21 protein-coding genes are annotated in these 26,834 nt (G+C 40.5%); 17 read left to right on the plus strand and 4 right to left on the minus strand.

Annotation, left to right across the window (positions count from 1 at the left end):
• The first annotated feature begins 87 nt into the window (after nucleotides 1–87).
• The 7 genes from J8L98_RS17070 to J8L98_RS17100 all read left to right on the plus strand — a co-directional run bounded on the left by J8L98_RS17070 (nucleotide 88) and on the right by J8L98_RS17100 (nucleotide 12,787).
• On the plus strand, nucleotides 88–4,926 hold the full coding sequence (locus J8L98_RS17070) for an NAD-glutamate dehydrogenase (RefSeq protein ID WP_210997423.1): 4,839 nt from the start codon (nucleotides 88–90) through the stop codon (nucleotides 4,924–4,926).
• Between the two features lie 98 nt (nucleotides 4,927–5,024).
• Nucleotides 5,025–6,035: a quinone-dependent dihydroorotate dehydrogenase gene (gene pyrD, locus J8L98_RS17075; protein WP_210997424.1), complete on the plus strand. Its 1,011-nt coding sequence runs from the start codon at nucleotides 5,025–5,027 to the stop codon at nucleotides 6,033–6,035.
• A gap of 122 nt (nucleotides 6,036–6,157) precedes the next feature.
• A complete protein-coding gene (locus J8L98_RS17080) occupies nucleotides 6,158–6,688 on the plus strand; it encodes a cell division protein ZapC domain-containing protein (RefSeq protein ID WP_210997460.1) in 531 nt (176 codons plus the stop codon).
• A 68-nt stretch (nucleotides 6,689–6,756) separates the two neighbouring features.
• On the plus strand, nucleotides 6,757–8,868 hold the full coding sequence (rlmKL, locus tag J8L98_RS17085; protein WP_210997425.1) for a bifunctional 23S rRNA (guanine(2069)-N(7))-methyltransferase RlmK/23S rRNA (guanine(2445)-N(2))-methyltransferase RlmL: 2,112 nt from the start codon (nucleotides 6,757–6,759) through the stop codon (nucleotides 8,866–8,868).
• The gene (locus tag J8L98_RS17090; RefSeq protein ID WP_210997426.1) at nucleotides 8,861–9,091 is read left to right on the plus strand and encodes a glutaredoxin family protein; all 231 of its coding nucleotides are present in this window, start codon (nucleotides 8,861–8,863) and stop codon (nucleotides 9,089–9,091) included. The genes rlmKL and J8L98_RS17090 overlap by 8 nt, the downstream gene beginning before the upstream one ends.
• A gap of 1 nt (nucleotide 9,092) precedes the next feature.
• Nucleotides 9,093–11,018: an ABC transporter ATP-binding protein gene (locus tag J8L98_RS17095; protein ID WP_210997427.1), complete on the plus strand. Its 1,926-nt coding sequence runs from the start codon at nucleotides 9,093–9,095 to the stop codon at nucleotides 11,016–11,018.
• Between the two features lie 11 nt (nucleotides 11,019–11,029).
• Entirely contained in the window at nucleotides 11,030–12,787 is a 1,758-nt protein-coding gene (locus tag J8L98_RS17100; protein ID WP_210997428.1) for a DUF3466 family protein, read from the plus strand.
• 80 nt (nucleotides 12,788–12,867) lie between these two features.
• On the opposite strand, the gene J8L98_RS17105 is transcribed toward J8L98_RS17100, so the two are convergent.
• Nucleotides 12,868–13,374, minus strand: coding sequence for a DUF2062 domain-containing protein (locus J8L98_RS17105; protein ID WP_192507235.1), 507 nt, complete (start codon nucleotides 13,372–13,374; stop codon nucleotides 12,868–12,870).
• A 63-nt stretch (nucleotides 13,375–13,437) separates the two neighbouring features.
• On the opposite strand from J8L98_RS17105, the gene J8L98_RS17110 reads away from it, so the two are divergent.
• From J8L98_RS17110 to tcdA, 7 genes are all read left to right on the plus strand, one after another.
• Complete coding sequence (locus J8L98_RS17110; RefSeq protein WP_210997429.1) at nucleotides 13,438–15,663, plus strand: DNA internalization-related competence protein ComEC/Rec2; 2,226 nt, start codon at nucleotides 13,438–13,440, stop codon at nucleotides 15,661–15,663.
• 115 nt (nucleotides 15,664–15,778) lie between these two features.
• Complete coding sequence (gene msbA, locus J8L98_RS17115) at nucleotides 15,779–17,515, plus strand: lipid A export permease/ATP-binding protein MsbA (RefSeq protein ID WP_192507237.1); 1,737 nt, start codon at nucleotides 15,779–15,781, stop codon at nucleotides 17,513–17,515.
• Nucleotides 17,516–17,518: 3 nt separating this feature from the next.
• Nucleotides 17,519–18,499, plus strand: a complete 981-nt coding sequence (lpxK, locus tag J8L98_RS17120) for a tetraacyldisaccharide 4'-kinase (RefSeq protein WP_210997430.1) — start codon at nucleotides 17,519–17,521, stop codon at nucleotides 18,497–18,499.
• Nucleotides 18,489–18,686 (plus strand): Trm112 family protein, encoded by a 198-nt coding sequence (locus J8L98_RS17125; protein WP_192507239.1) that lies wholly within the window; start codon nucleotides 18,489–18,491, stop codon nucleotides 18,684–18,686. Before lpxK ends, J8L98_RS17125 begins: the two co-directional genes overlap by 11 nt.
• Nucleotides 18,674–19,429, plus strand: a complete 756-nt coding sequence (gene kdsB, locus J8L98_RS17130) for a 3-deoxy-manno-octulosonate cytidylyltransferase (protein ID WP_210997431.1) — start codon at nucleotides 18,674–18,676, stop codon at nucleotides 19,427–19,429. Before J8L98_RS17125 ends, kdsB begins: the two co-directional genes overlap by 13 nt.
• Entirely contained in the window at nucleotides 19,422–20,087 is a 666-nt protein-coding gene (locus tag J8L98_RS17135; protein ID WP_210997432.1) for a TIGR01621 family pseudouridine synthase, read from the plus strand. Before kdsB ends, J8L98_RS17135 begins: the two co-directional genes overlap by 8 nt.
• A gap of 1 nt (nucleotide 20,088) precedes the next feature.
• Complete coding sequence (gene tcdA / locus J8L98_RS17140) at nucleotides 20,089–20,889, plus strand: tRNA cyclic N6-threonylcarbamoyladenosine(37) synthase TcdA (protein ID WP_210997433.1); 801 nt, start codon at nucleotides 20,089–20,091, stop codon at nucleotides 20,887–20,889.
• A 21-nt stretch (nucleotides 20,890–20,910) separates the two neighbouring features.
• Here tcdA and J8L98_RS17145 read toward each other — a convergent pair whose 3' ends face one another.
• From J8L98_RS17145 to J8L98_RS17155, 3 genes are all read right to left on the minus strand, one after another.
• Nucleotides 20,911–21,315: a SufE family protein gene (locus J8L98_RS17145; RefSeq protein WP_210997434.1), complete on the minus strand. Its 405-nt coding sequence runs from the start codon at nucleotides 21,313–21,315 to the stop codon at nucleotides 20,911–20,913.
• Nucleotides 21,316–21,318: 3 nt separating this feature from the next.
• On the minus strand, nucleotides 21,319–22,536 hold the full coding sequence (locus J8L98_RS17150; protein WP_210997435.1) for a cysteine desulfurase: 1,218 nt from the start codon (nucleotides 22,534–22,536) through the stop codon (nucleotides 21,319–21,321).
• A gap of 102 nt (nucleotides 22,537–22,638) precedes the next feature.
• Nucleotides 22,639–23,925: a citrate synthase gene (locus tag J8L98_RS17155; RefSeq protein WP_210997436.1), complete on the minus strand. Its 1,287-nt coding sequence runs from the start codon at nucleotides 23,923–23,925 to the stop codon at nucleotides 22,639–22,641.
• A gap of 411 nt (nucleotides 23,926–24,336) precedes the next feature.
• On the opposite strand from J8L98_RS17155, the gene sdhC reads away from it, so the two are divergent.
• From sdhC to sdhA, 3 genes are read left to right on the plus strand one after another with little or no spacing between them, the layout of a single operon-like run.
• On the plus strand, nucleotides 24,337–24,714 hold the full coding sequence (gene sdhC, locus J8L98_RS17160) for a succinate dehydrogenase, cytochrome b556 subunit (RefSeq protein ID WP_192508535.1): 378 nt from the start codon (nucleotides 24,337–24,339) through the stop codon (nucleotides 24,712–24,714).
• Entirely contained in the window at nucleotides 24,705–25,052 is a 348-nt protein-coding gene (gene sdhD, locus J8L98_RS17165; RefSeq protein ID WP_192507246.1) for a succinate dehydrogenase, hydrophobic membrane anchor protein, read from the plus strand. The genes sdhC and sdhD overlap by 10 nt, the downstream gene beginning before the upstream one ends.
• Nucleotides 25,053–26,825 carry a succinate dehydrogenase flavoprotein subunit gene (gene sdhA, locus J8L98_RS17170; protein WP_192507247.1) on the plus strand — a complete coding sequence of 591 codons (1,773 nt, stop codon included), beginning with the start codon at nucleotides 25,053–25,055 and terminating at the stop codon, nucleotides 26,823–26,825.
• Nucleotides 26,826–26,834: the final 9 nt, after the last annotated feature.

A 26,834-nucleotide genomic window follows, 5' to 3' on the forward strand; every position in this document is an offset into this window, starting at 1 on the left:
AAGGTTAAAATTCATTTGACTCCACGCTAATAAATGGCTGTACAAATAATCTACCGTTCAAAGGTGGTATAGATTAAGGAACACATAATGACACAAAATGAAGGTTCAGCATCAGTTATTCTCGATAACGTCTGCAAGTTGATTCATAAGAAAGTTCATGCCGAAAACGTGTCACTCGTTGAAACATTCGCCAAAGCCTTGTACAGCAATATGTCTAAAGAGGATTTGGCCAATCGTAACGACAGTGACCTATACGGTGCGGCGCTTAGTCTTTGGAACTCTCTAGAACAAAATACTTCGGATGATGCTGTCATTCGTGTTTTTAATCCAGAAGTCGCAAAAGATGGATGGCAGTCGTCTCACACGATAGTCGAGATCATCGCCAAAGATATGCCATTTTTAGTTGACTCAGTGCGAATGGCATTGAGTCGCGAAAACATTGCATCTCACCTTTTACTGCATTGCCCATTAAAAATTAAACGCAGTGAAAATGGTCAAATCAGCGACCTTACGAATTTAAAAACAGAGCAAGAACTTACGTCAACTAAAACCGTTTTCTTTATAGAAATAGATCATCAAACTGATGAAGCAATTATTGAATCTTTTAAGACAGAGTTAGAATCTGTATTGAAAGATGTATCTGTTGCCGTTGCAGATTGGTTGGCAATTAGAGATAGACTAGTTTCAGTTAGCAAAGAGCTGCCAACTCGAGATTCTGATTGCAGCAAGGCTGAAATTAATGAAACGGTTGAGTTTCTAGATTGGTTAGTTAGTGATAATTTTACTTTTATGGGTTATCGCCAATATGATTTATGCCCAGTGCAAGGGGACCATGAATTAAAACCAGTTGCAGGAACAAGTCTGGGATTGATGAAGAACTCTTCTTCAGAAGGCAGTCGTCTTCTATCTGAATTGCCAGAAGTTGCGCGTAAAGAAGCGCGTAGTAAAAATTTATTGATTCTAACAAAAACGAATTCATTATCACGTGTTCACCGCCCAGCCTATGTTGATTATGTCGGCATCAAGCGATTTGACGACAAAGGCAATGTAGTTGGTGAAGATCGTTTCATTGGCTTGTTCTCGTCAAGTTTCTATAATAATAGTGCCGCAGATGTTCCTGTTTTAAAATCTAAGATAAATCGCATTATGCAAATGTGTGACTTTGCCCAAGGCACGCATGCGTATAAAGCAGTTTTAAATATTTTGGAAACGTACCCTCGTGATGAGCTTGTGCAGGCTCGCGAAGCAGAATTGCTAGAAGTCGCGATGGGTGTGTTACAAATTCAAGAGCGTGACATGTGTCGTTTGTTTGTTCGTAAGGACATTTACGGTCGCTTCTTGTCTTGCATGGTATACGTTCCTCGTGAGCGGTATAACACTGCGCTTCGTCGTGAAACTCAGCAATTGTTAGCAAATGCGTTTCAGTCTTCTGAAAAAGTTGAGTTCACAACTTATTTCTCCGAATCTACGCTTGCACGAACGCATTACACCGTGCGCGTAGCTGACAACAACATTGAATATAACGTGAAAGACATCGAAAATAACCTAGTTGAAGCCGCTCGTACCTGGGAAGACAAACTACAAGGTGCACTATTAGAAAGTGCCGGTGAGTCTCGGGGTAATGAACTGAATCGTAAATATGCAAGTGCTTTTCCACATGCCTATAAAGATCAGGTTTTACCAAGTGCAGCTGTTGTAGATATCGAAAAACTAGAGCAGTTAGACGAAGAACATAAGCTAGAAATGCTGTTCTATCGTCCGCAAGAAGAAGCTAACTCACAAATAGTCCGTTTAAGTTTGTTCCATAAAGACGAGCCTATTCATCTTTCTGATGTAATGCCAATGTTGGAAAACTTTGGCTTACGTGTTATTGGTGAAACACCATATGCAGTGAAGACAAACGATGGTCGCGTCAATTGGATCATGGACTTTTCAATGTTGTTAGACAGCAAAGGTATTGCTGAGTTTGATAAAGTATCAGCGCGCTTTAGAGCTGCGCTTACAAATGTGTGGAACAATACCCTTGAAAATGACGGCTTTAACCGTTTAGTTTTATTAGGTGGTTTAACAGGTCGTGAAGCGTCAATTTTAAGAGCCTACGCAAAGTATATGCGTCAGATTGGTGTTACATTCTCACAAACATATATTGAAAGCACATTTGATAATTACCCAAATATTGCAGCAAAAATTGTAGAACTCTTTACGAAAAAGTTCACACCTGTAAAACCAGCAGCAGAAAAAACCCTCGATAAACTGATTGCGGGTATTTATGAAGAACTGGAAAACGTTGCGAACTTAGATGATGACAGAATCATTCGTTTGTACGTCGATATGATCAATGCCACGTTACGTACTAACTTCTTCCAAAAAGAAGCAGATGGTGTAAATAAGTCGTACGTATCATTCAAGATCAAGTCAAGTGATATTCCTGATATGCCATTGCCACTTCCTGCGTTTGAGATTTTTGTATACTCACCACGCATTGAAGGTGTTCACTTACGCGGCGGAAAAGTTGCGCGTGGTGGCTTACGTTGGTCTGACCGCCGTGAAGACTTCCGTACCGAAGTACTTGGTTTGGTAAAAGCACAACAAGTTAAAAATACAGTGATTGTCCCAGTTGGTTCGAAAGGTGGTTTTGTTTGTAAGCAACTACCAAGTGAACGTGAAGCATTCTTCAAAGAAGGGCAAGCTTGTTACAAAATCTTTATCCGTGGTTTATTAGATATTACCGATAACATTATTCATGGTGATATTGTGCCACCGGCTGATGTTGTACGTCATGATGAAGATGACCCATATTTGGTGGTTGCAGCTGATAAAGGTACAGCGACATTCTCTGACATTGCTAATGGTATTGCCGATGATTATAACTTCTGGCTAGGAGATGCGTTTGCCTCTGGTGGCTCAATTGGGTATGACCACAAGAAAATGGGGATCACAGCCAAAGGTGCATGGGAGTCAGTAAAACGTCACTTCCGTGAAATGGGGATAGATTGTCAAACAACCGATTTCACAGCGGTAGCAATTGGTGATATGGCGGGTGATGTATTCGGTAATGGTATGCTCGCTTCAAAGCACATTCGTTTACAAGCAGCATTTAACCATATGCATATCTTTATTGACCCAACACCGGATGCCGCATCTTCATATATAGAACGTGAGCGATTGTTTGCACTACCACGATCTTCTTGGGAAGATTATGATAAATCGTTAATTTCTGCTGGTGGTGGTATTTTCTCTCGAGCGGCAAAGTCAATTACGCTAACACCAGAAATGAAGAAAATGGTGGGCACGAAAAAAGCCAGTATGACGCCAAATGAACTGATCAAAGCATTGCTAATGATGCCATCAGATCTACTTTGGAATGGTGGTATTGGTACTTACATTAAACACACCAGCGAAACAAGCGCTGACGTAGGTGATCGTGCCAATGACGCACTTCGCATTAATGGCTCTGAACTTGGTACTAAAGTATTTGGTGAGGGGGGTAACTTAGGTGCGACGCAACTTGGGCGTATTGAGTTTGCAGCGAAAGGCGGCCGTATTAATACGGACTTTATTGATAACGTAGGTGGTGTTGCGTGTTCAGATAACGAAGTAAATATTAAGATTTTACTGAATGGCTTGGTTGCTGAAGGAGATTTAACTCAGAAACAGCGTGATGAATTACTTTACTCAATGACTGATGAAGTGTCTGAGTTGGTGCTTGCAGATTGTTATCGCCAAACTCATACGTTGTCTATTACTAAGTCTAAAGGCCCTGCAACACTGAAAGAAAAAGTACGCTTTATTCATGCATTAGAAAAAGATGGTAAGCTTGACCGTAACATTGAATTCTTACCGACGGATGAAGAGTTAGCAGAGCGTGCAGCAGCAGGTAAAGACCTGACGCGTCCAGAACTATCGGTGTTGGTTTCTTATTCTAAAATGGTACTTAAAGAGTCATTAGTCGTTGATGAAGTATCGGAAAATCCATATTACCGTCAGTTACTAGTAACTTCGTTCCCGGTACCACTTCGTGACAAATTTAATGCTGCAATGGATAACCATCCACTACGCAAAGAAATTATTGCAACAAAGTTGGCCAATAATATCGTCAATGATATGGGCCTGAACTTTATGGTACGTATGAATGAAGAAACTGGCGCAACAGATAGCGAAATCGCGTTATGTTACTCAATTGCTAGTGCTATCTTTGAAATGAGTACAACTTGGTCGTCAATTGCGGCGCTGGATAATAAGATCCCAGCTGCGGTTCAAACTGAGATGCTGTATCAATTACGTAGAACGGTTCGCAGAGCAACACGTTGGTTCTTACGTCATCGCAATAAAGCAATGACCATTGAGCAAACAATAGAGTTCTTCACTCCGACGTTTAAAGATGTGAGTGTCAACTTAAACAGCTACATGATTGAAGAAGAGAAAGAGACTATTTCAGCTAAGGCTGCTGAGCTCGAAGCGCAAGGCGTGCCGGCAGATATTGCATTACGTATTGTGTCATTGTCCAGTCTATTCTCGGTTATGGATTTAGCTGAAGTAGCGGATAACTCTAAACGTAAGATTGAGGTGGTATCAAATACCTACTTCAAGCTTGGTTCAAGCATGGGTCTTCATTGGTTCTTAGACCAAATTACGGCTCAGCCAGTTGCGAACCATTGGCAAGCACTTGCTCGTGCTTCGTATCGTGAAGAACTCGATTGGCAGCAGCGTTCGTTATCAGAAGTTGTATTAAATAGCTTCGAAGGTGATGATCATGATGTAAATGCTTTAGTGGAGCAGTGGATGGATAGTCAATCATCGTTGTTACACCGCTGGCAACAGATGTTGTTAGAGTTTAAGACTTCGCAAAGTCATGATTTTGCGAAGTTCTCGGTTGCATTACGAGAATTGATGTTATTAAGTCATAACTGTGATACTTCCAAATAAATTATAATTCGTTAAAATACCCCGGCCTTGCTGGGGTATTTTTTTATCTGCTGTTTATTCAGTAGATGTGTGTTACTTAGGATCTTTTAGGAGTTTTCATGTTTTACGATATTGCACGACGTTATATGTTTAGCCGCGATGCAGAATGGGCCCACGACTTTGCATTAAATAATTTACGTCGTTTTGCAAATACACCACTGAGTGCAGCGTGGTCTCAAACAGTGGCAGACAAGCCTGTGAACTTCTTAGGACTTGATTTTAAAAACCCTGTTGGACTTGCAGCAGGATTAGACAAAAATGCGGAATGTATAGATGCATTTGCACAAATGGGTTTTGGTTTTATTGAAGTCGGTACTGTGACACCTAGACCGCAAGCAGGAAATGACAAACCACGTATTTTTCGTCTTCCTGATGCACATGCGGTTATCAACCGTATGGGGTTCAACAATAAAGGTGTAGATAACTTAGTAAGTAATGTTAAAGCATCTCGTTATTCTGGGATCTTGGGGATCAATATTGGTAAAAATAAAGATACTCCGAATGAACAAGGCAAAGACGATTATATTCATTGTATGCGTAAAGTGTTTGAATATGCGTCTTATATTACAGTGAATATTTCTTCACCGAATACACCTGGGTTACGTGATCTTCAGTATGGTGATGCTTTGGATGATTTGTTAGAAAGTTTAAAATGCGAGCAAATGGATTTAATTGCGAAGCACAACAAATCAGTGCCTATGCTTGTTAAAATAGCGCCTGATATTGACGCGGTCCAAGTTGCTCAAATCGCTGAATCTCTTACAAAAAATCGCATCGATGGCGTGATTGCGACCAATACGACACTGGAACGCACTGCTGTTCAAGGTATGCAGTATGCCGAAGAAGCTGGTGGGTTATCAGGTCGTCCAGTTCGAGAAAAGTCGACGTTTGTTGTTGATGAGTTGAGACGTATTACTGATGGTAAATTACCAATAATTGGCGTTGGTGGCATTGATTCAGCAGAATCTGCAAAAGAGAAACTTTCTGCTGGTGCAGACTTAGTTCAAGTATATACGGGCTTTATATACGAAGGCCCAGGGCTGGTAAAAAGGATCGTTGACGGGTTATAAGGATCCGTTATATAACAAAATGATCCTAAACAAATTGTTATTATAAAAAATTTCACAGTTTAGGTTTTTTAGTTATACTCCCATCTACTATTAAATAATTATAAATAGTTGATGGGAGTAGTATTGTGCAGGCATCTAAAGAATGGCAATGGCAGTTATGTAGCCAACGAAATCGCTTGCTCGTAGACCTAGGTGAAGATCTTAGTTTATGCACCCCATTCAGACAGCGTCAGCTAACTCAAGATATTACTCACAGCCCAAACTTTAGCCTAAATGAAGCTGGCTATTACCAAAACGTGTTTGCCTACCTATGCAAATTTGCTGTGTGGAGTGAAGCGCAATGTTGCCAAATTGCACTGAATGCAACCGCTGCAAAATTTTATTTATTACCAGTACAGGCTAAAAGTTGGTTCTTTCAAACATATGTAGGTGGTGAGCCTTGTACAGAAGCCATCATTAGTTTGCATTCAAAAAATCAAGTCGGTGAGTTTTTTATTGTTGAATATTGTGCAGAGTCGTCACTCTGCATTAATTTAACTGACAGTTTTAAGCTTGATGACCATTTAACACTTGAACAGTTTCAAGCAATCAAAGTACTCAATGATCGTATTCATCCTCTGGTTATTGCCGATAAAATTATCAAATCAGCTTAATCCCGCTACACCTCCTCAGCCGAACCTATGGTATACTCGCCTTCAATTGAATACATAGGGTTAGCACATTGCAATTTATCGCACTTACATCTATCGGCATAGAACACTTATTAGCTGAAGAACTAGAACAAGCAGGCGTGACACTGGGTAAACAAAGTGTCGGTTCGGTCCGATTTGAAACGGATAACAGCACAGCACAACGCATATGTATGATGACGCGTTTTGCGACGCGTATCATGCTTTTAATTGATGAAAGTGAAGAAATTACCAATAAAGATGCGCTCTATAAATTCGCACGCTTCCAAGCGTGGCAAGATTGGTTTGGCCCAACTCAAACGTTTGCAATTGAATTCAACGGAACAAATACTGAGCTGAAAAATACTCAGTTTTCAGGCTTAGTGATAAAAGATGGCGTTGTAGATTACTTCAATGACTTGTATGAGCAGCGTCCTAATGTTGATAAATCAGAACCAAACATTCGCATAATAGCAAAGTTGAACCGCGATAAATGTGCGTTGTATATTGATTACTCAGGACCTAGATTATCAGATCGAGGTTACAGAACTAAACAGGGTAAAGCACCTATCCGAGAGCATTTAGCAGCAGCACTTGTAAAGCGTAGCGGTTGGTTAGACGATATTACTCAGCCATTGTTTGATCCTTGTTGCGGTTCAGGTACTTTGCTTATTGAAGCGGCTGGCATGGCAAATAACACACCAACAAATACAGAGCGGGAATTTGCGTTTAAGCGTTTACCAAGCTTTCGAAAAGCAAAATTTGATATGGTAAAAGCTGAGCTCAAAGAACAGCAACAAGATAACAATTTATGGCTTATTGGCTCTGATATAGATCGAAAGTTAGTTGAGGTTGCGGAGCAAAATGCTGATAGGGCTGGGGTAGGAAGCACGATAAAATTTAAGCAAGGTGACGCAAACCAGCTTAAAAGTATTGCAAAACGTCCTGGAGTTGTTATTAGTAATTTACCTTATGGTGAACGTATTGGGTCTATGGCAGAGCTGGTAAGTTTGCATCGTAATATGGGTGTGGCATTTAAAAAGTACTTTCCTAACTGGAAGCTGGCTTTATTAGGAACAGACGATAGTTTGTTTAAACTATTGAAATTGTCACGAGAAAAACGTTATAAATTTAAGAATGGTCCATTAGATGCTGAGTTTAATTTATATGAATTAAACGAACGTCAAGTGAATCAAAACGACCGTGCAACAGGCTTGAATTATGAAGGCTCAAGTGCGTTTGCAAATCGTTTGAAAAAGAATAAACACGCATTAAAATCTTGGGTCAAGAAAGAGCAGATCAATGCTTACCGAGTGTATGATGCTGATATTCCAGAATATAATGTAGCGGTAGACATATACAACGACTGTGCTGTTATTTTTGAATATGCGGCACCAAAAGAAATTGAAGATGATGTAGCGCAAAAACGTTTACAAGATGTGATCACACTCACGGCACAGCAACTCAACATTGAACCTGAGAATATTGCCGTAAAAGTGAGAAAACGCCAGAAAGGTGAAGCTCAATATACGTCGATGGATAAGCAAAATCGCTTTGAGATCGTTGAAGAGTTCGGCGCTAAGTTTAAAGTAAACTTGTTTGATTACCTTGATACTGGATTATTTTTAGATCATCGTTTAGCACGTCGTTATATTCAAGAAAACGCTAATGGTAAACGTGTGCTTAACTTATTTGCATATACCGGCTCTGTGTCGGTTCATGCAGCTTTGGGAGGTGCTAAAGCGGTCACAACTGTTGATATGTCAAAAACGTATTTAAAATGGGCAGAAGAAAACTTTGCGCTTAATGAGCTGAAAAATACTCGCTTCAGGTTTGAACAGGCTGATTGTTTGAAATGGTTGGAGCATGCCCAAGGTCAATATGATCTTATCTTCTTAGATCCACCTACATTTTCTAATTCAAAGAGAATGAAAGAAGCGTTTGACGTACAGCGTGACCATATCCAGTTATTAACGTGGATAAAAAATATATTGAGTCCGAATGGCACACTTGTTTTCTCTAATAATAAACGCGGCTTTAAAATAGATGAAGTTGCGCTTATTGGATTAGGACTTAAAGCTGAAAATATTTCTGACAAAACACTCTCTCCTGATTTTAAGAGAAATAAGCAAATACATAATAGCTGGTTAATAACACATGGCTAAATATGTTTTATATCATACTGATGGGTGCCACCTTTGCGAACAGGCGTACGAACTTGCGTTGCACGCGATTCACGCCAGCGATATTAAGCACGTTGATATCACTGGTAGCGAAGAGCTAATGCAGCGCTTTCAAACGACCATTCCAGTATTAGAGCGTAAAAGTGACCACCAACAATTAACGTGGCCATTTGAACTAACACAAATTCAACAACTCGTAGAATAATATGGATCTAATTAGAATAGCTAAAGCGCAGCTTGCGTTTGGAACTCACCCTTTGCTTGATAACGCAGATGCAATTATCGAGGCAGGCGAAAGAGTATGTATTGTCGGCCGTAATGGGGCTGGCAAATCGACACTGCTAAAGGTACTTGATGGTGAAGTATTACTTGATGACGGAGAGATTAATCGCGTTGGCGAGCTTAAAATATCGAGACTAGAACAAGACCCCCCTAAGGGGGTTGAAGGTGCTGTATTTGATTACGTCGCAAGTGGGTTACCTGATATAGCCAATTTATTAATTGAATTTAATCATGTTAATGAGGCGCTACAAACTGACCAATCACAGGCACAGTTAAATAAACTTGAACGATTATCGACTCAAATAGAAGCCGCCGATGCATGGCGATTTGAAAGCCGAATTCAAACTGTATTAAGTCAATTGGAATTAACGGCAGATATGCGTTTGGAGAAGTTATCAGGAGGTTGGCTGCGTAAAGTTGCGTTAGCAAAAGCACTAGTAAGTGAACCTGATTTACTGCTTTTAGATGAGCCAACGAACCATTTAGATATGAACAGCGTTATTTGGCTAGAGCAGTTTTTAAAGGAGTTTAAAGGCGGTATAGTCTTTATTTCACACGATAGGGCATTCATTCGCGCCGTTGCTACGCGAATTTTAGATTTAGATCGTGGACAGTTGATCTCATACCCAGGAGATTATGCGACGTATCTTGAACAAAAAGCACATGACTTAAAAGTTGAAGAAACGCAAAATGCACTTTTTGATAAGAAATTAGCAGAAGAAGAAGCGTGGATCAGGCAAGGTATTAAAGCACGAAGAACGCGTAATGAAGGCCGAGTGAGAGCGCTGAAGTCTTTACGCAATGAACGAAAGCAACGTGTAGAGCAGGTTGGTAAAACAGACTTTAATATTGAAACCGCCGATCGCTCAGGTAAATTAGTATTTGAAGCGCAGCATGTTAACCATGCGTTTAAAGATAAAGTGATCACAAAAGATTTCTCCACCCTAGTAATGAGGGGCGATAGAGTTGGGCTTGTTGGCCCAAATGGAGTAGGAAAAACCACACTTCTCAAACTGCTTTTTGGTAATCTGGATGCAGATGCGGGTAAGATCAAACAAGGAGTTAACTTAGAAGTTGCGTATTTTGACCAATACCGAGAAAAGTTAGATGAAAATGCCACAGTGCAAGATAATGTGGCAGAAGGAAAGCAAGAAGTTATGATGGGTGGTCGCAGTCGCCACGTATTAGGTTATTTACAGGACTTTTTGTTTCCACCAGCCAGAGCGAGAACACCTGTTAAAGCTTTGTCAGGAGGTGAGAAAAATAGGTTACTTCTAGCAAAACTTTTCTTAAAACCTTCAAATATCTTGGTGTTGGATGAACCAACCAATGACTTAGATATTGAAACCCTTGAACTATTAGAAGAAATAATTAATCAATATCAAGGAACTATTTTGATTGTAAGTCACGATAGAGAATTTATTGATAATACATGTAATAGCGTTTGGGCTTTTGAAGGGGAAGGCTTGGTCACGGAGATTGTGGGTGGATATACTGACTATGAACAGTATGTTGCTCATAGAGTGGCTCAGGCTAAAGCGCTTGAAAAGGTAGACAAGCAAAAAACACAGAAATCGGATAAACAAACTCCGAAACAAGTTACTCAAGCCAATAACAAAAGTACTAAGTTAAGTTACAAATTAAAACTTGAATTAGAAGAACTGCCAAGTAAAGTAGAGGCGCTAGAGCTTGCTTTAGAGGCTCAACAAGAAATCGTGAATGCGGCAGACTTCTTTAAACAAGATGCAGAGACTACTCAAACAGCGTTGAACCATTTGGCGGACCTTGAGTCGAAGCTTGAAACCTCGTTTGAGCGTTGGGAAGAATTAGAAGCGTTACAGAATCAGTAGTAAGGAATAAAATGAAGCATACTTTAATTGCAGCGAGTATTTTTGCTGGCTTGAGTGGCCAGGCTTTGGCCGCCACATATCAACTTACAGAGCTACCAAGACACGAAGGTGCAGTTCACTCAATTGTCTCGGATGCGAATGAAAATGGTCAGATCATTGGGGCTGCGACTCGTCTTTTTAATTTGCCGATAGATGTTAGCTATATCGATTTTGATAAAGATGGTACAGCAATAAAAGCTGCATATGATGAAGAAAAAAGAAGATATGAGCTGATTGATGAAACGATTACATTTACGCTTGAAGATGTAAAAAACGGTGCGGCGTCAACAAATGCAGATGCTAACAACTTCATGTTAGGCTTTTTAAGTCGCCAAAGTAATTCAGCTGAATATCAAAAGTTGACAGACCGTATTGCATTGACTGTTAGCCCCACATTTGCGGATGAACAAGTCTTATTTGATGTACAGAGCTCAGAGCTGAATTCATTGACACGCTCAGTGGGAAATAATTTAACGGCGATCAGTGATGATGGGGTGATCGTTGGCTGGGGTTCGGCACCTTTTTCAAAAACAGAATTTACACCTAAAGATGAAAACGAAGCAAAGACCTTCTTTGTAAGAGATTGGAGCTATCGGGGTATTGTAATTAATACAGCAGGTGAAAAGTTTACCCTTGAACCAGCATTTACCGAACATGGTGGTGCCAGTATTGCAACCGATATTCAGCGCTTGGAGACGGGGGGTTATGCCGTAGTTGGTTATGCCAGTGTTGGCATTACGACACAGCGCCAAGAAGGTTATGATGATCGTTGTAAAGGTGAAGATAGACCATTACAAGCATGTGTTTGGTTGGAAGAGCGCCGAGTGGCTAACTTAGATGGGTTACCATCGTTTTATGACTTACGTGCATATCAATGGACGTTAGATGATAATTTTGCTGTAGTTAGTGCAAAGGAGTTAGGTGTTGGTGCAGTCAGAAATGAGAATGAAGATAATACTATTTATAGTGCTGCAATGGCCATAAATAACTCAAATATTGCGGCTGGCTACTCAATAACTCGATTTGACGATGATATTAATGCACGTGTTGTACCTGGGTACTTTAAAGAAGGTCAATTTAGTGAAATTGAAGAACGTGATGCATGGTACAAAACAGGTAAAGCCGTTGATATTAATAACAGTAATGTCGTTGTTGGTTACAGAGCTTCAGTAAGTCGAAATTCTATCGTTGATGCAGTTGGCTTTTATTATGACATTAACGCGGATAAGTTTGCAGATATTCCAACTTATTTCACTGGTTCTGAAACAGTCATCAATGACATCAATGATGCAGGGTATGTTGTTGGGCAAGGTGAAATTGAGAAAAACGGAAACAACCAACGCAGAGAAGGTTTCATTTATAAGTTAGGCGATGAAAGTATCGTGAATATTAATTCGTTATTGCCTTGTAAAGATGCCAGTGGTGCGACATTCCCATACACAATAGCAGAAGCCGTTAAGATCACCGAGTCGAATAAAATTTACGCGATCGCGGTTAAAACAGTAGAACGTAGAGACAGACTCGGAGTGGTAGAGAAAAACAGCAAAGGTGAGATTGAGTATGAATCAGCGACTTTACCTGTACTGTTAACACCAACGAACGGTGAAGTAGAGCAGTGTGCTGCGCCAGAGGTTGAAACGTATGAACGTCAATCAGGCAGCTTTTCTGTGTTTGCACTTATTACGTTGCCGTTGGTTTGGTTAAGACGTCGAAAATTAAAGATTGCGTAAGCACCTAAGTTGTTGCATTTTGACGTGATAATAAAAAAGCCCTTAAGGGCTTTTTTATTATCTATAATATAGAGGAAGTATTATTTATTGCGCGCATGCCATGCTTTATTTACCGAACGTCGCCATAAGTAATCAACCCCAAAGTACCCAATAATAGCGGCGAACGATGCACAAATTAGTGAGCCAATCATAAACGCAGGACCGATTGTGGTAATACTTTGAACGAGCCATTCCCAACTGGCTTCGAAATGAAAAGGTTGTGTTTCTTGGCCTAAAGCAAGCACACCAACTAAATAAGAGCAGTAAAAAATAGGTGGCATAGTTAGTGGGTTTGTTAACCACACCAAAGCCACTGATAAAGGTAAATTTACGCGAAACGGAATCGCAAATGCGGCAGCTAATATCATCTGAAAAGGAACTGGGATGAAAGCAAAGAACAAACCAACTGAAAAAGCGCCACGCGCAGAACGGCGGTTTAGGTGCCACAGGTTGGCATCATGCAACCATCGGCCAAAAATTTTTAAAGACTTTTGCTGTTTTATTTTATTGTGATCGGGTAAAAAGCGTTGAATCGTTTTTTTAGCCATAGCATGCAACCGTTTACTTCAATTTTTATATGTTGGGGATTTCTATTCGGCTGTATCATTACCGTGTTTCTATTCAAAACGTGGCAGTTCTATAGCAGTCTTTTCTTCCTCACTATTTTGTTCCCCTATTTTAAGCCGTTTCGACCTGTATTGTTAGGTTTTATTTTCGCTATTTTTGTCGTTATTACTCAATATCATTTGTTTTATTCATTTAGTATAGAAAACCAACAATTTGACGATGAAATTTATTTCAGTGGTCAAGTTGTAAAGGTATTTGGAGAAGAGCCAGCAGATTATTTTCAGGTGAGCCTCAGTGATGTTGGTGAACATTCCTATTTACCTTGGATGAACCCCAAAGCGAACTTGGCTATTTCTCAGAATGAATTAAAGATAAAGGCTGGTAGTATCATTACGGGTATGGCCAAAATTCGTCCATTTAGAGGGCGAAAAAATTTTTCCGGTTTTGATAGTGAGCTTTATGCATTTAGAAATCAAATTGCATATAAAGGACGTGTTCTAGAGGCTACCATCGCGGCCCAACAAAATGACGCATATTATGAACCATACAGACAATTTTCATGGCAAGTGTTTGGAGGTTTAAAGTTAGGCTGGCTCTATTATACTTTAATGACGGGAGATACAAGCCAGATAAGTCATGATACCCGTGTCATGATGCGTAGGCTTGGATTGAGCCATATTATGGCCATTTCTGGGTTACATATCGGTATTATATTTGGGATTTCATATTGGTCTGTTAAAGCGGTTGTATCAGCTTATTTGCTATTGTATGCCAACCCTCGCTTTCAAAAGTACAATTTAACGACATTTTATATGTGTCTCTCGGGAGTAATTGCATTTATATATGTTTATCTGAGCGGTTTTAGTGTATCGGCGCTAAGAGCGTATAGCATGTTATTACTTGCGATTACAGCCTACATTGCATGTAAAAAGATAAGTAGCATGAGAATACTGGTCATCGCACTGAGCCTTATTTTACTTCTTGATCCTTTCTTATTACTTAATCCGGGACTATATTTTTCATTTATAGCTGTTGCCGTGATATTTTTTGTAATGAGTTCTGAGCACACACAGCATAGTTACAAAATGAACCTCCTTTTTAAGGTTATTTTATTGATAAAGATACAAGTTTGTCTTTTCGTATTCTTGGCGCCACTCAGTATTTATTTCTTTAAAGGAGTTAGCTTAGCTGGATTATTTATAAATTTACTGGCTATTCCAGTGTTAAGCATAATTGTTTTTCCATTTATGATATTGGCGCTCATATTGAGCTTTGCAATAGGCCATGCATCATGGGGAGTGTGTCTTGTACTCACGAGTCTAGACGGTTGCTTTCATTTCCTATTGAAAGGAGCCTCAATGATCAGTGCTGGTCACGGCTGGTTGCATACGGGCTCTTCATCTTTATCAATAACCATGTTTATATATCTCTTTTTACTATTTATAGTGTTAGCGCCTTTTAGAAAACTGGTTTGGCTTCCTGCCGTGATTTATGCGGTGCATAGGCTGTCGAGTGAAGAGGTATTATGGCAATTGGATGTTTTGGATGTAGGACATGGAACCGCAGTGCTTATATCAAGTAACCGTGAAGCTCTATTGTATGACCTTGGAGCTAAATATTTTAACCGATATTCCCTATTTGAGCATGTTGTACAACCCTACATAGAGGATAATCATATCGTATTAACACACACAATTTTAAGTCATCAAGATAAAGACCATGTTGGTGGAGTTAAGGAATTGCTTGCATTTGATGGAATACACTCCTTTAAATCGTTTCATAATGGCATACCAAATAGTGATTGTAATTTGCGAACAGTCAAGATGGGTGAAGTCACTATTGAAACACTGTGGCCTCGAGCTGGGCGAGCATCTAAAAACAACAATTCTTGTGTTGTGAAAGTCAGTGGAGGCAATTACTCAGCTTTATTAACGGGGGATATAGAAGCTCATGCAGAACGGCAGTTGGTAAATGTACTCTCAGCTGAACAATTAGAGAATGATATATTATTGGTCCCACATCATGGCAGTAAAACATCGTCAACAATGGCTTTTTTACAAGCTGTAAATGCCGACATCGCGATATATTCGCGCAATTATGCATCACAATGGGGACTTCCTCATACAGATGTTCGAGAGCGATTCACCCGATTGGGCACGTTACAATTAGATACGGCATTAGATGGCCATATTAGGATAAAAGTAACACCTGATGGACTAATCACTGAAAAGGCGAGAGAAGTAATGAAGTATTGGTTTTTACCCCAATAAAGGGGGGAGTTATTTGGTTTTCGTTTGATTAATTTAAAGTAGCCCATTTTGTTTTATTGGTATGGCAAGTACAATACACTGTTTTTTTAGAATGGGTTAGTGGAAGAGAAAGTACATGCAAATGAGCGCGAAGCAGATATACAAACGTTTACTAGCTTATACATTAGATTACCGGGGCGTTGCGATATGTGCCGTCATTGGTATGTTAGGTTACGCAGCGATGGATGCGCTGTTTGTCCGCTTAATGCAACCGTTTATTGATGATGGGTTAAACGACAGAAACGTCGATGTTTTGTCGTGGGCCCCTATTGTGGTTATTGTATTAGTGATAGGACGTGGTGTCTTCAATTATATGGCATCATATTGTCTGACATATGTTGGATCCCAAGTTGTTAGGGCATTACGGCAAGAGCTGTTTGAGCACATGTTATTTTTACCCGTCTCATTTCATGACAAACATTCGAATGGTGAAATGATCTCTAAAATTACTTTTGATACAGAACAAGTTCAGCAAGCCATTACCCGAGCATTACAAGTCATAGTGCGTGAAGGTGCGTTTGTTGTTTTTTTATTATTTGTTATGTTTGGTGCGAGTTGGCAGTTGTCCTCGGTATTTTTAATTATTATTCCTATTGTCGCGCTGATCGTTTCAGTGGTATCAAAACGGTTTCGTAAGATTTCGAAAAATATTCAAGATGCGATGGGGGAAGTGACCCGTGGTTCTGAACAAATGCTTGCGGGGCATAAAGTAATTCATAACTTTGGTGGTCAACAAAGAGAAATCGACAAGTTTGCAACAGTCAATAATAAGAATAGGCAGCAACGGGTCAAAATGGATGCGACTCGGGCATTAAGTGTATCCGTGATTCAAATTTTAGCGGCCAGTGCGATGGCGTTAATATTGGCAATTATAGCCATGCCTTCTATGATAAATACGATTACTTCAGGTGCGTTTGTAGCGCTATTGACATCAATGATGATGATGTTGCGACCATTAAAGCAGTTAGCAAATGTAAATAGTGATCTGCAAAGAGGTATTTCGGCTGCGCAAAGTATATTTGCAATATTAGATACAGAGAAAGAAGGGGACCAAGGCACCACGCCGTTAGTGACAGCGAAAGGGTTAATAAGTGTTAAATCGGTTACATTTTGCTATCCGACTAAAGAAAACCCAGTAATTCAATCACTTGATCTAAAGGTTAATGCAGGCGAGAGCATTGCGCTGGTTGGCCGCTCTGGATCTGGTAAGTCGACATTATCAAATTTACTGCCAAGATTTTATGATATTCAACATGGTAGCATCGAGCTCGATGGCGTTAATATTCAGGAATACTCTTTGCAGGACTTGAGGCGGCAATTTGCGGTTGTTTCACAGCAAGTGGTTTTGTTTAACGATACCATAGCGAATAATATTATGTATGGGCTGGAAACGCCGTTATCAGATGACGCTTTAATTGCAGTTACAAAACAAGCACATGCTTGGGAGTTCATAGAGGGATTACCTGATGGCTTACATACTATGGTGGGTGAAAATGGGGTAATGTTGTCAGGTGGACAACGGCAACGTTTGGCCATTGCAAGAGCGATTGTAAAAGATGCGCCGATACTGATTTTAGACGAGGCAACCTCCGCATTGGATACGGAGTCAGAAAGGTTGATACAGCAAGCGCTAGATAATTTGATGAAAGACAAGACTTCGATAGTGATTGCACATAGGTTATCGACAATAGAAAAATCAGACCGAATATATGTATTAGAGCAGGGTAGAATAGTTGAGCAAGGAACACATACAACCTTGTTAGAACAGCATGGGGCTTATGCTGCTTTATGTAAAATGCAGTATGGTGATTAGACATTGAAAAGTATAGAAAATAGCTGGTATAGACCAAAATCCTTCATAACTTACTTACTACTGCCGCTCAGTGCTATATTTTGGTGTGCTGCGATAATAAGACGGATACTTTTTTCATTGGGGTTTATTGAACGTTTTAATGCGCATGTACCTGTATTGGTTATAGGTAATATTAGTATAGGCGGTAATGGTAAAACGCCATTTGCATTATGGCTAGTTAACTACCTACAAAATATTGGGTTGAAAGTCGCAGTGATCAGTCGAGGATATGGATCAAATGCACCCCATTACCCTTATGAGGTGACGACCAATAGCTCGGTATTAGAGGCCGGAGATGAACCTTTTTTGCTTCATTCACGTTTGCAATGTCCAGTTGTTATCGGCCCAGACCGTCAGGCGAGTTGTGAGTATATCAAGCGTGAATACAATGTTGATTTGATTATTTCAGATGACGGTTTACAACATTATAAAATGAATCGTGCTGTTGAGTTTTGTATTGTAGATAGTACTCGTGGGTTTGGAAATGGGTGCCTCCTGCCGGCTGGACCATTAAGGGAGTTGCCGAGTCGACTTCGCAGTGTGGATCTAGTTGTTACAAATGGTATTGGCGCACCTTGCAATTATCAACTTGAAAGCACCGGTATATATCGTGTTGGAAGTGGCGAAAAATGTGACTCATATCCAGATAAGGGCATCGCCGTAAGTGCAATAGGAAACCCAGCTCGGTTTGAGAAGTCATTGCGTGAGTTAGGGGTCGATATTATAGAGACCGCACACTTTCGAGATCATCATGCTTATCAAAACGGTGATTTTGAGGGGTTTGGTCACACCGCCGTTTTTATGACGGAAAAAGATGCGGTAAAATGTAAGAGCTTTGCGTTAGAAAATTGGTATTACTTACGAGTTGACGCTCAACCAAGTAAGATGTTGATTGAGCGGCTATTGGATATTTTAAAGAAAAAAGAGATCTATCATGGCCTTTGATAAAAAATTATTAGAAATCTTAGCTTGCCCCGTGTGTAAAGGTAAGCTGCAATACGATAAAGAACAAAGTGAGCTTATTAGTACAGCGGCAAAATTGGCGTATCCAATTAGAGATGATATTCCAGTACTACTGGAAAATGAGGCGAGAGAGTTGAGTTTAGAAGAGGTTGAACAGTGGCATTCGTAGTTGTTATTCCAGCACGCTATGCGTCGAGTCGTTTACCGGGTAAACCGCTTGCGGATATCTGCGGAAAACCGATGATTAAACATGTTTTTGAGCAAGCGTCTCGCTCAGGAGCGAATGCTGTTTATATTGCGACTGATCATCAAGCTGTCTTTGATGTCGCAATGGGCTTTACAAAAAATGTTCTCATGACCAGAATTGACCATCAATCAGGCACTGAGCGGCTCGCGGAAGTGGTAGAGAAGCTAAACTTAGGTGCTGAAACAATAGTGGTTAATGTACAAGGCGATGAGCCATTGCTAGAACCTGAAAATATAGATCAAGTTGCTCAGTTGTTGGCTAATTCAAGTGCCCCTATGGCGACCCTTAGTGTTGATATAGAGAATGTTGAAGAAGTGCTAAACCCCAATGCGGTTAAAGTAGTACAAGATGCACATAACAATGCTCTATACTTTTCTCGCGCTTCAATTCCATTTCAACGAAATAGCATGTTAACGCTAGATAAAAACTCAATTCCTTTACATAATTTTCAACGCCATGTTGGCATTTACGCTTACCGCGCAGGGTTTATTCAAGAATACTTAGAGTTACCAGTGTCGCCACTAGAAGTGCAAGAATCACTTGAGCAACTGAGAGTTTTGTATCATGGTAAGCAAATTAAGATAGCCAAGGCGATAATGCCCGTCCATGCGGGGGTCGATACACCAGAGGATTTAGCGCGAGTAGTTGAGTTGTTAAATGCGTGAATTTGAAGTTATCGCAGACGAAGTTGATTATATTATCGCATTAAAACCTGCAGGAGTGAGTTTTCATAGCGAAGACGGGGCTGGGTTTGTTGTTCAACTAGAGAAACAAGTTGGCTATAAATTGTTTTCGGTTCATCGTTTAGACAAAGTCACTTCAGGACTATTAATCTTAGCCAAGTCAAGTAAGTCAGCCAACCTCTTTACTCAGAAATTTGTAGGAAGAGAGGTAGAGAAAATTTATTTGGCGTTAATTTCGAAAAAGCCCAATAAAAAGCAAGGGTGGATCAAAGGTGATATGGTCAAATCCCGACGGGGGGCACACAAGCTGCTCAAATCACAAGAAAGCCCTGCCGTTACCCGCTTTTATTCAAAAAGTATTGCTGCTGGATTACGTGGTGTAATTTTGAAGCCTTTTACAGGTAAAACACACCAACTAAGAGTTGCTATGAAAAGTTTATCCGCGGCAATAGTGGGAGATGAATTGTACGGGGGAATGCCAGCAGCACGGGTATATTTGCATGCTTATGCACTAAGGTTTTCTTGGGATGGACAGCAGCAATGCTATTATGCAACACCAAAAGATGGTGATGAATTTATAAAATTAATTAACCATGAGGATTTTGCTAATTGGCGAACCCCTTGGCAGTTAGAGTGGTAACATGACTGAGCAGCAAACTGAATTGAGATTTGGCGGTATTTCACGCCTTTATGGTACACAGCAGCTTAGGTGGTTGCAGCAAGCACATTTTTGTGTAGTTGGTATTGGTGGCGTTGGCAGCTGGGTGGCGGAAGCGTTAGTACGAACGGGTGTAGGCCATATAACATTGATCGACTTAGATGATATTTGTGTTACAAATATCAATCGTCAAATTCATGCGTTATCAAGTAGTGTAGGTGAGCAAAAAATTGAAGCAATGAAAGCGCGTTTATTAGAAATAAACCCGTATTGTACAGTGAATTTGATCGATGACTTTATCACCGTCGATAACATTGCAGAATATATCATTAATTATGACTATGTCATTGACTGTATTGATGCGGTTAAAGAAAAGGCCGCGCTAATTGCGCATTGCAAACGTCGAAAAATCCCAGTCATTGCCACCGGTGGTGCTGGTGGACAGACTGATCCCAGTCAAATTTTATTTGGCGATGTTGCGAAAACAACACAAGACCCTTTACTTGCGAAAGTACGTTATTTATTGCGTAAGAACTATAATTTTTCCTCAAATCCAAAGCGTAAATTTGCTGTTGATTGTGTTTATTCAACTGAGCAACTTGTTTATCCAACAGCCAGTGGTGAAGTTTGCCTAGCTAAGCAGCAAGCTGAGGGAGCAAAAAACATGGACTGCGCAACTGGGTTTGGCTCTGCAACCATGGTGACAGGCACCTTTGGTTTTTTCGCGGCTTCACGAGCAATTAAAAAGTATTTACAAAAAAAACTCAAAGCTGAAAACCAATGAGTATGAAACTTTCTCGGTGATTTACCACTGAGAAAGCTTTTCTTGTATGGCCTTAATAATGGCTTGAATACCATTACCGCGTGACGGGCTCAGGTGCTTTATTAGTCCGAGAGACTCAAACTCAGCGTAAGCATCAATATTTTTAGCTTCGGTAGGGGTTATGTCGTTATACATACTTGAAATAATTGCGAATAGCCCTTTGACGATACGGGTGTCAGAGTCACCAATTAATAGAATTGTTCCCCGGCTTTCATCTAAATTAATATGCAACCAGACTTTGCTTTCACACCCTTGTATAAGGGCATCATCATTCTTTAAGCAGTCGGGTATAACGGGCAGTTGTTTGCCAAATAGCATTATTTCTCGATAACATTGTTGCCAACTTTGGGTCTTTTTTAATTGGTTTTGTATTTCTTGATAGTTCAAATCTTATCCTGCAATTAATTTAATACTGCTTTTTAGAGCAGTAATAAATGTATCTATGTCATTGTGTGAATTATAAAAAGCGAGGCTTACTCTTAATGTACCCTGAATACCTAGTTCAGCAATAAGTGGTTGCGTACAATGGTGGCCGCTTCGCAAAGCAATGCCATAGCTATTGAGTAACATTGCAATGTCATAATGGTGCTCGTCGCGATAATTAAAGCTAATTGTACCTATATTATTTTGCGTGTCGCCATAAATAATGATGCCATCGATTGCTTGTAATTGATTAAGACAGTACGAATATAAGGTTTGTTCATATTGATGAAGTACGATAGGGTCAAGCTTATTTAAATAATTGATGGCTGCTCCAAACCCTAATACACCTGATATGTTTGGTGTCCCTGGTTCAAATTTAGCTGGGGCCTCTCGGTAACTTGACGATTCGTATGTTACCTTGTCAATCATTTCGCCGCCTGTTTTGAAAACGCTTAGTGCGTTGAGCTTTTCAAATTTCCCATATAAGAATCCAAGCCCTGTAGGACCTAATGCTTTGTGGGCTGAGCCAACATAGAAATCGCAATCTAACTGTGACAGATTAGGCCTTAAATGAAGAAAAGCTTGTGCGCCGTCAATCACGGTAATGGCATTAACTTTCTTCGCTGCATCTATTAGCTTGGCGATGGGGTTAATATTACCAAGCGTATTAGATGCATGTGTGCATGCCATAACTTTGGGTTTTAAGTCTTCAATCATAGCGATTGCAGCTGGTATATCCAAAATCCCTTGTTTATTTATGGGCATGATAGCTATCTTTGCACCGCTTTCTTGCGCTGCTTGTTGCCATGGAACAATATTAGCATGGTGCTCTAATGCACTAATTAGAATAATATCCTGTGAATTTAGATCACATGTTACACCAGAGGCGATAATGTTAAGGCTTTCAGTTGCACCACTGGTCCAAACCACTTCTTTGGAATTAACGGATAAAAATTTAGCCAGTTGTGTCCGCACATATTCGTATTTCGATGTTGCATTTTCACTGAGTGAGTGTAAACCTCTATGTACGTTTGAGTTGTTTTTACTATAAAAATCGTTTATCTCATCGATCACACTCTGAGGCTTTTGGCTGGTCGCACCAGAGTCAAGGTAGATTAAAGGCTGACCTTCAATAGATTGAGAGAGTACAGGAAAGTCGTGGCGCAACTCAGCAATTATGTTCATTTCAATATTATTCCGGCAAATATAACGAAGGGATTGTAATTTGATCTGTGTAAGATGCAATAAAAAAGGCCGCTAATAGCGGCCTTTTTTTAAGACTTTACGTTATCGTTTTGCAGAGTCTGCATAGTCGCGTTGTGCGTAGCCAGTATAAAGCTGACGCGGACGACCAATTTTGTGTCCTGCTTGAGATAGCATTTCATCCCAATGCGAGATCCAACCAACAGTACGTGACATTGCGAAGATCACAGTGAACATACTCGTTGGAATACCAATTGCTTTCAAGATGATACCTGAGTAAAAATCTACATTCGGATATAGCTTTTTCTCGATGAAGTATGGGTCTTCAAGCGCGATTTGCTCTAAACGCATAGCAACGTCGAGTAGTGGATCTTGAATGTTTAACTCTTTCAAAACTTCATGACATGTTTGACGCATTACTGTAGCACGCGGGTCGAAGTTTTTGTATACGCGGTGACCAAAGCCCATTAAACGGAATGGGTCGCTCTTATCTTTTGCTTTCGCGACATACTCGTCGATACGGTCGAGCGAACCGATTTCTTCAAGCATGTTAAGACAAGCTTCGTTTGCACCACCATGAGCAGGTCCCCACAGTGAGGCGATACCAGCAGCAATACATGCGTAAGGATTAGCACCTGACGAACCAGCTAAACGTACTGTAGACGTTGAAGCATTTTGTTCGTGATCAGCGTGCAGCATGAAAATACGATCCATAGCTTTAGCTACAACAGGGTTAACCGTGTAATCCTCAGCTGGGACAGAGAACATCATATGCAAAAAGTTTTCTGCATAGCTTAAATCGTTGCGTGGGTAAACAAATGGTTGACCAACGTTATATTTGTACGCCATTGCCGCAATGGTAGGCAACTTAGCAACTAATTTGATAGCACTGCGCTGACGTTGGTCTGCATCTGAGATATCTAAATCATCATGATAGAACGATGATAATGCACCAACAACACCACAAAGCATAGCCATTGGGTGAGAGTCAACGCGAAAACCTTGGAAGAATGCAGCGATTTTTTCGTGCATCATGGTGTTACGTGTGATTTCATCTGAAAATTCAGCATGTTGCTCAGCTGTTGGTAACTCACCGTTTAGCAATAAATAACATAATTCAATGTAATTTGAATGCTCAGCTAACTGCTCAATTGGGTAACCGCGATGTAGCAGTACACCTTTTCCACCGTCGATGTAGGTGATAGATGATTCACAAGAACCGGTAGACATAAAACCTGGGTCATAAGTGAAGTGGCCGTGAGCACCTAAAGTACGAACATCAATTACATCTTGACCAGCGGTACCCGAATAAATTGGTAGCTCGATTGGGTCGTGACCATCAATATGGACAGTGGCTTTTTTATCTGCCATCTATTTATCTCCTATGGAATAACAATTCTGATTGTTATGTTGTGATACTAATGTTAAGCAAATTCAGATCATTTTAACGTAAAACTAGGGTATAAAGTCAATTTTTCTTGGAATTATGCAAAGATGTATAATAAATATTCTGTAGAGATTAAATATTATACCATTGGCTAATTCGCAAGCGTCTCAATCTAAACAAGAATTGTAAAAGCGCGCACGGCCTTATATACTGTGATAGGTTTTACACCGTATCGTCTGTGGGTAAACCTTTTTTTACAACAAACAGAATGAATTAAGATCGGTTCGTTGAAAAAGCAGGTATACCTAGAGTGTGCCATTTGTGCATGTCGTGCAAGTGGATTTTATAAAAACAAAGTAGATGAGCTCCTTTGTGGGCAAGATGGGCAAGTAACTGTGAAAAAGCAAAGACCTGTAAATCTAGATCTTACGACTATATCGATGCCGGCAACGGCTAAAGCATCAATTCTGCACCGTGTAACGGGTGTTGCATTATTTTTCGCTTTAACCTTCGTCATTTGGGCATGGTCTGAGTCTCTTTCTTCTCCTGAAGGTTTTGAATTAGTAAAGGGGCTGTTTAACGGCTTCGTTGCAAAATTCATCGCGTGGGGCACGCTTTCTGTGTTGGCATATCACCTAATCGTTGGTATCCGTCATTTGATCCAAGACATGGGTCATTGGGAAGAATTAGAGTCAGGTAACAGCAGCGCTAATATCGCGATTGCACTTTCTGTGATTGTAGCAATATTGGCAGGAGTGTGGATATGGTCTTAAATCAAGCAACTCTCAAGCGTGATGGCGTACAAGATTACGTTTCACTGCGTACAACCGCGTTAATAATTGCAGCTTATGCTGTATTTATCGTTGGCTACTTACTTCTAACTCCTGAGTTAACATTTGAAGCATGGCAGGGTTTGTTTTCTAACCTAGCTGTTAAAGCTGCGACATTGGTCACGCTTGTATGCATTATGGTTCATACAACTATTGGTTTATGGCAAGTATTAACAGACTATGTAAAGTGTTCGACATTACGTTCGGTACTTGGCTTCGTGTTAAACCTGATGGCACTTGCTTATGTAGCAATAGGCCTGTTTGTTTTGTGGGGTGTTTAAGTGAAATATCATGTCCGTGAATTTGACGCTGTTGTAATTGGTGCCGGTGGTGCTGGTATGCGTGCAGCGCTTGCAATTTCTGAATCAGGCAAAACGTGTGCATTGATTTCGAAAGTTTTCCCAACACGCTCTCATACAGTTTCAGCACAAGGTGGTATCACAGTTGCGCTAGGAAACTCGCATGAAGATAACTGGGAATGGCACATGTACGATACGGTCAAAGGGTCAGACTTTATCGGTGACCAAGACGCGATTGAATATATGTGTCAAACAGGTCCTGAAGCGATTACTGAATTAGAGAATATGGGTTTACCGTTTTCTCGTTTTGAAAATGGCCGTGTATATCAGCGTCCTTTCGGTGGTCAATCGAAAAATTTTGGTGGTGAGCAAGCAGCACGTACAGCGGCTGCTGCTGACCGTACTGGTCATGCACTATTACACTTGCTTTATCAGCAAAACGTAAAAAATAAAACCAATGTTTTCTCTGAGTGGTATGCGTTAGATATTGTTAAAAACGATAACGGTGATGTTGTAGGTTGTACTGCAATTGAGATTGAAACGGGTGAAATCACTTTCTTCAAATCAAAGGCCGTCGTACTTGCAACCGGTGGTGCAGGACGTATTTTTGCATCAACGACTAACGCACACATTAACACCGGTGATGGTGTTGGTATGGCAACTCGTGCTGGTATTCCGATGCAAGATATGGAAATGTGGCAGTTCCACCCAACGGGTATCGCGGGCGCGGGAACGCTTGTTACAGAAGGTTGTCGTGGAGAAGGTGGTTATCTTTTAAATAAAGATGGCGAACGTTTCATGGAACGTTATGCACCTAACGCGAAAGACCTTGCCTCTCGTGATGTTGTTGCGCGTTCAATGATGACAGAAATTCGTGAAGGTCGTGGCTGTGATGGTCCTTTAGGCCCGCATATTAAGCTGAAACTTGACCATCTAGGCGAAGAAACGCTGTATAAACGTTTACCAGGTGTTTGTGATCTGTCTAAAACGTTTGCACACGTTGATCCAGCTAAAGAGCCAATTCCAGTTATTCCAACTTGTCACTATATGATGGGTGGTGTACCGACAAACGTTAACGGTCAGGTATTGAGCGTTGATGCTGAGGGTAACAATAAACTCGTTGAAGGTTTATTTGCGGTTGGTGAAATCGCTTGTGTATCTGTACACGGTGCTAACCGTCTAGGTGGTAACTCATTGCTTGACTTAGTTGTATTTGGTCGTGCTGCGGGTAACTTCTTAGGTGAATACTTAGCAAATGCTGAAGTGACTAAGCAAGCGTCAAGCGATAACATCGATGCGGCATTTGCGCGTTATAATCGCTGGGAAAATTCGAGCAAAGGTCAAGGTGAAGATCCGGTACAGATCAAAAAAGATCTACAGCAATGTATGCAGTTAAATTTCTCTGTATTCCGCGAAGGTGACTCGATGGCTGAAGGGTTACAACAGCTGAAAGAGATCCGTGAACGCTTACAGCATGCTCGCTTAGACGATAAATCTACAGAATATAATACGCAAAGAATTGAGTGTCTTGAATTAGATAACCTGATGGAAACTGCATATTCAACAGCGGTAGCCGCTAATTTCCGTACTGAAAGCCGTGGTGCACACTCTCGTTTTGATTATCCGGATCGTGATGATGAAAATTGGTTGTGTCATACTGTATTTAACCCAGAAACGGAAGTTATGAGTAAGCGTGAAGTAAATTACGCGCCTAAGACTCGTGAAGCATTCCCGCCTAAAGCACGTACTTACTAGGAGCACAAC

Origin of the sequence: Pseudoalteromonas sp. MMG013 (assembly GCF_018100885.1) — a bacterium.
Classification (GTDB): Bacteria; Pseudomonadota; Gammaproteobacteria; order Enterobacterales; family Alteromonadaceae; genus Pseudoalteromonas; species Pseudoalteromonas aurantia.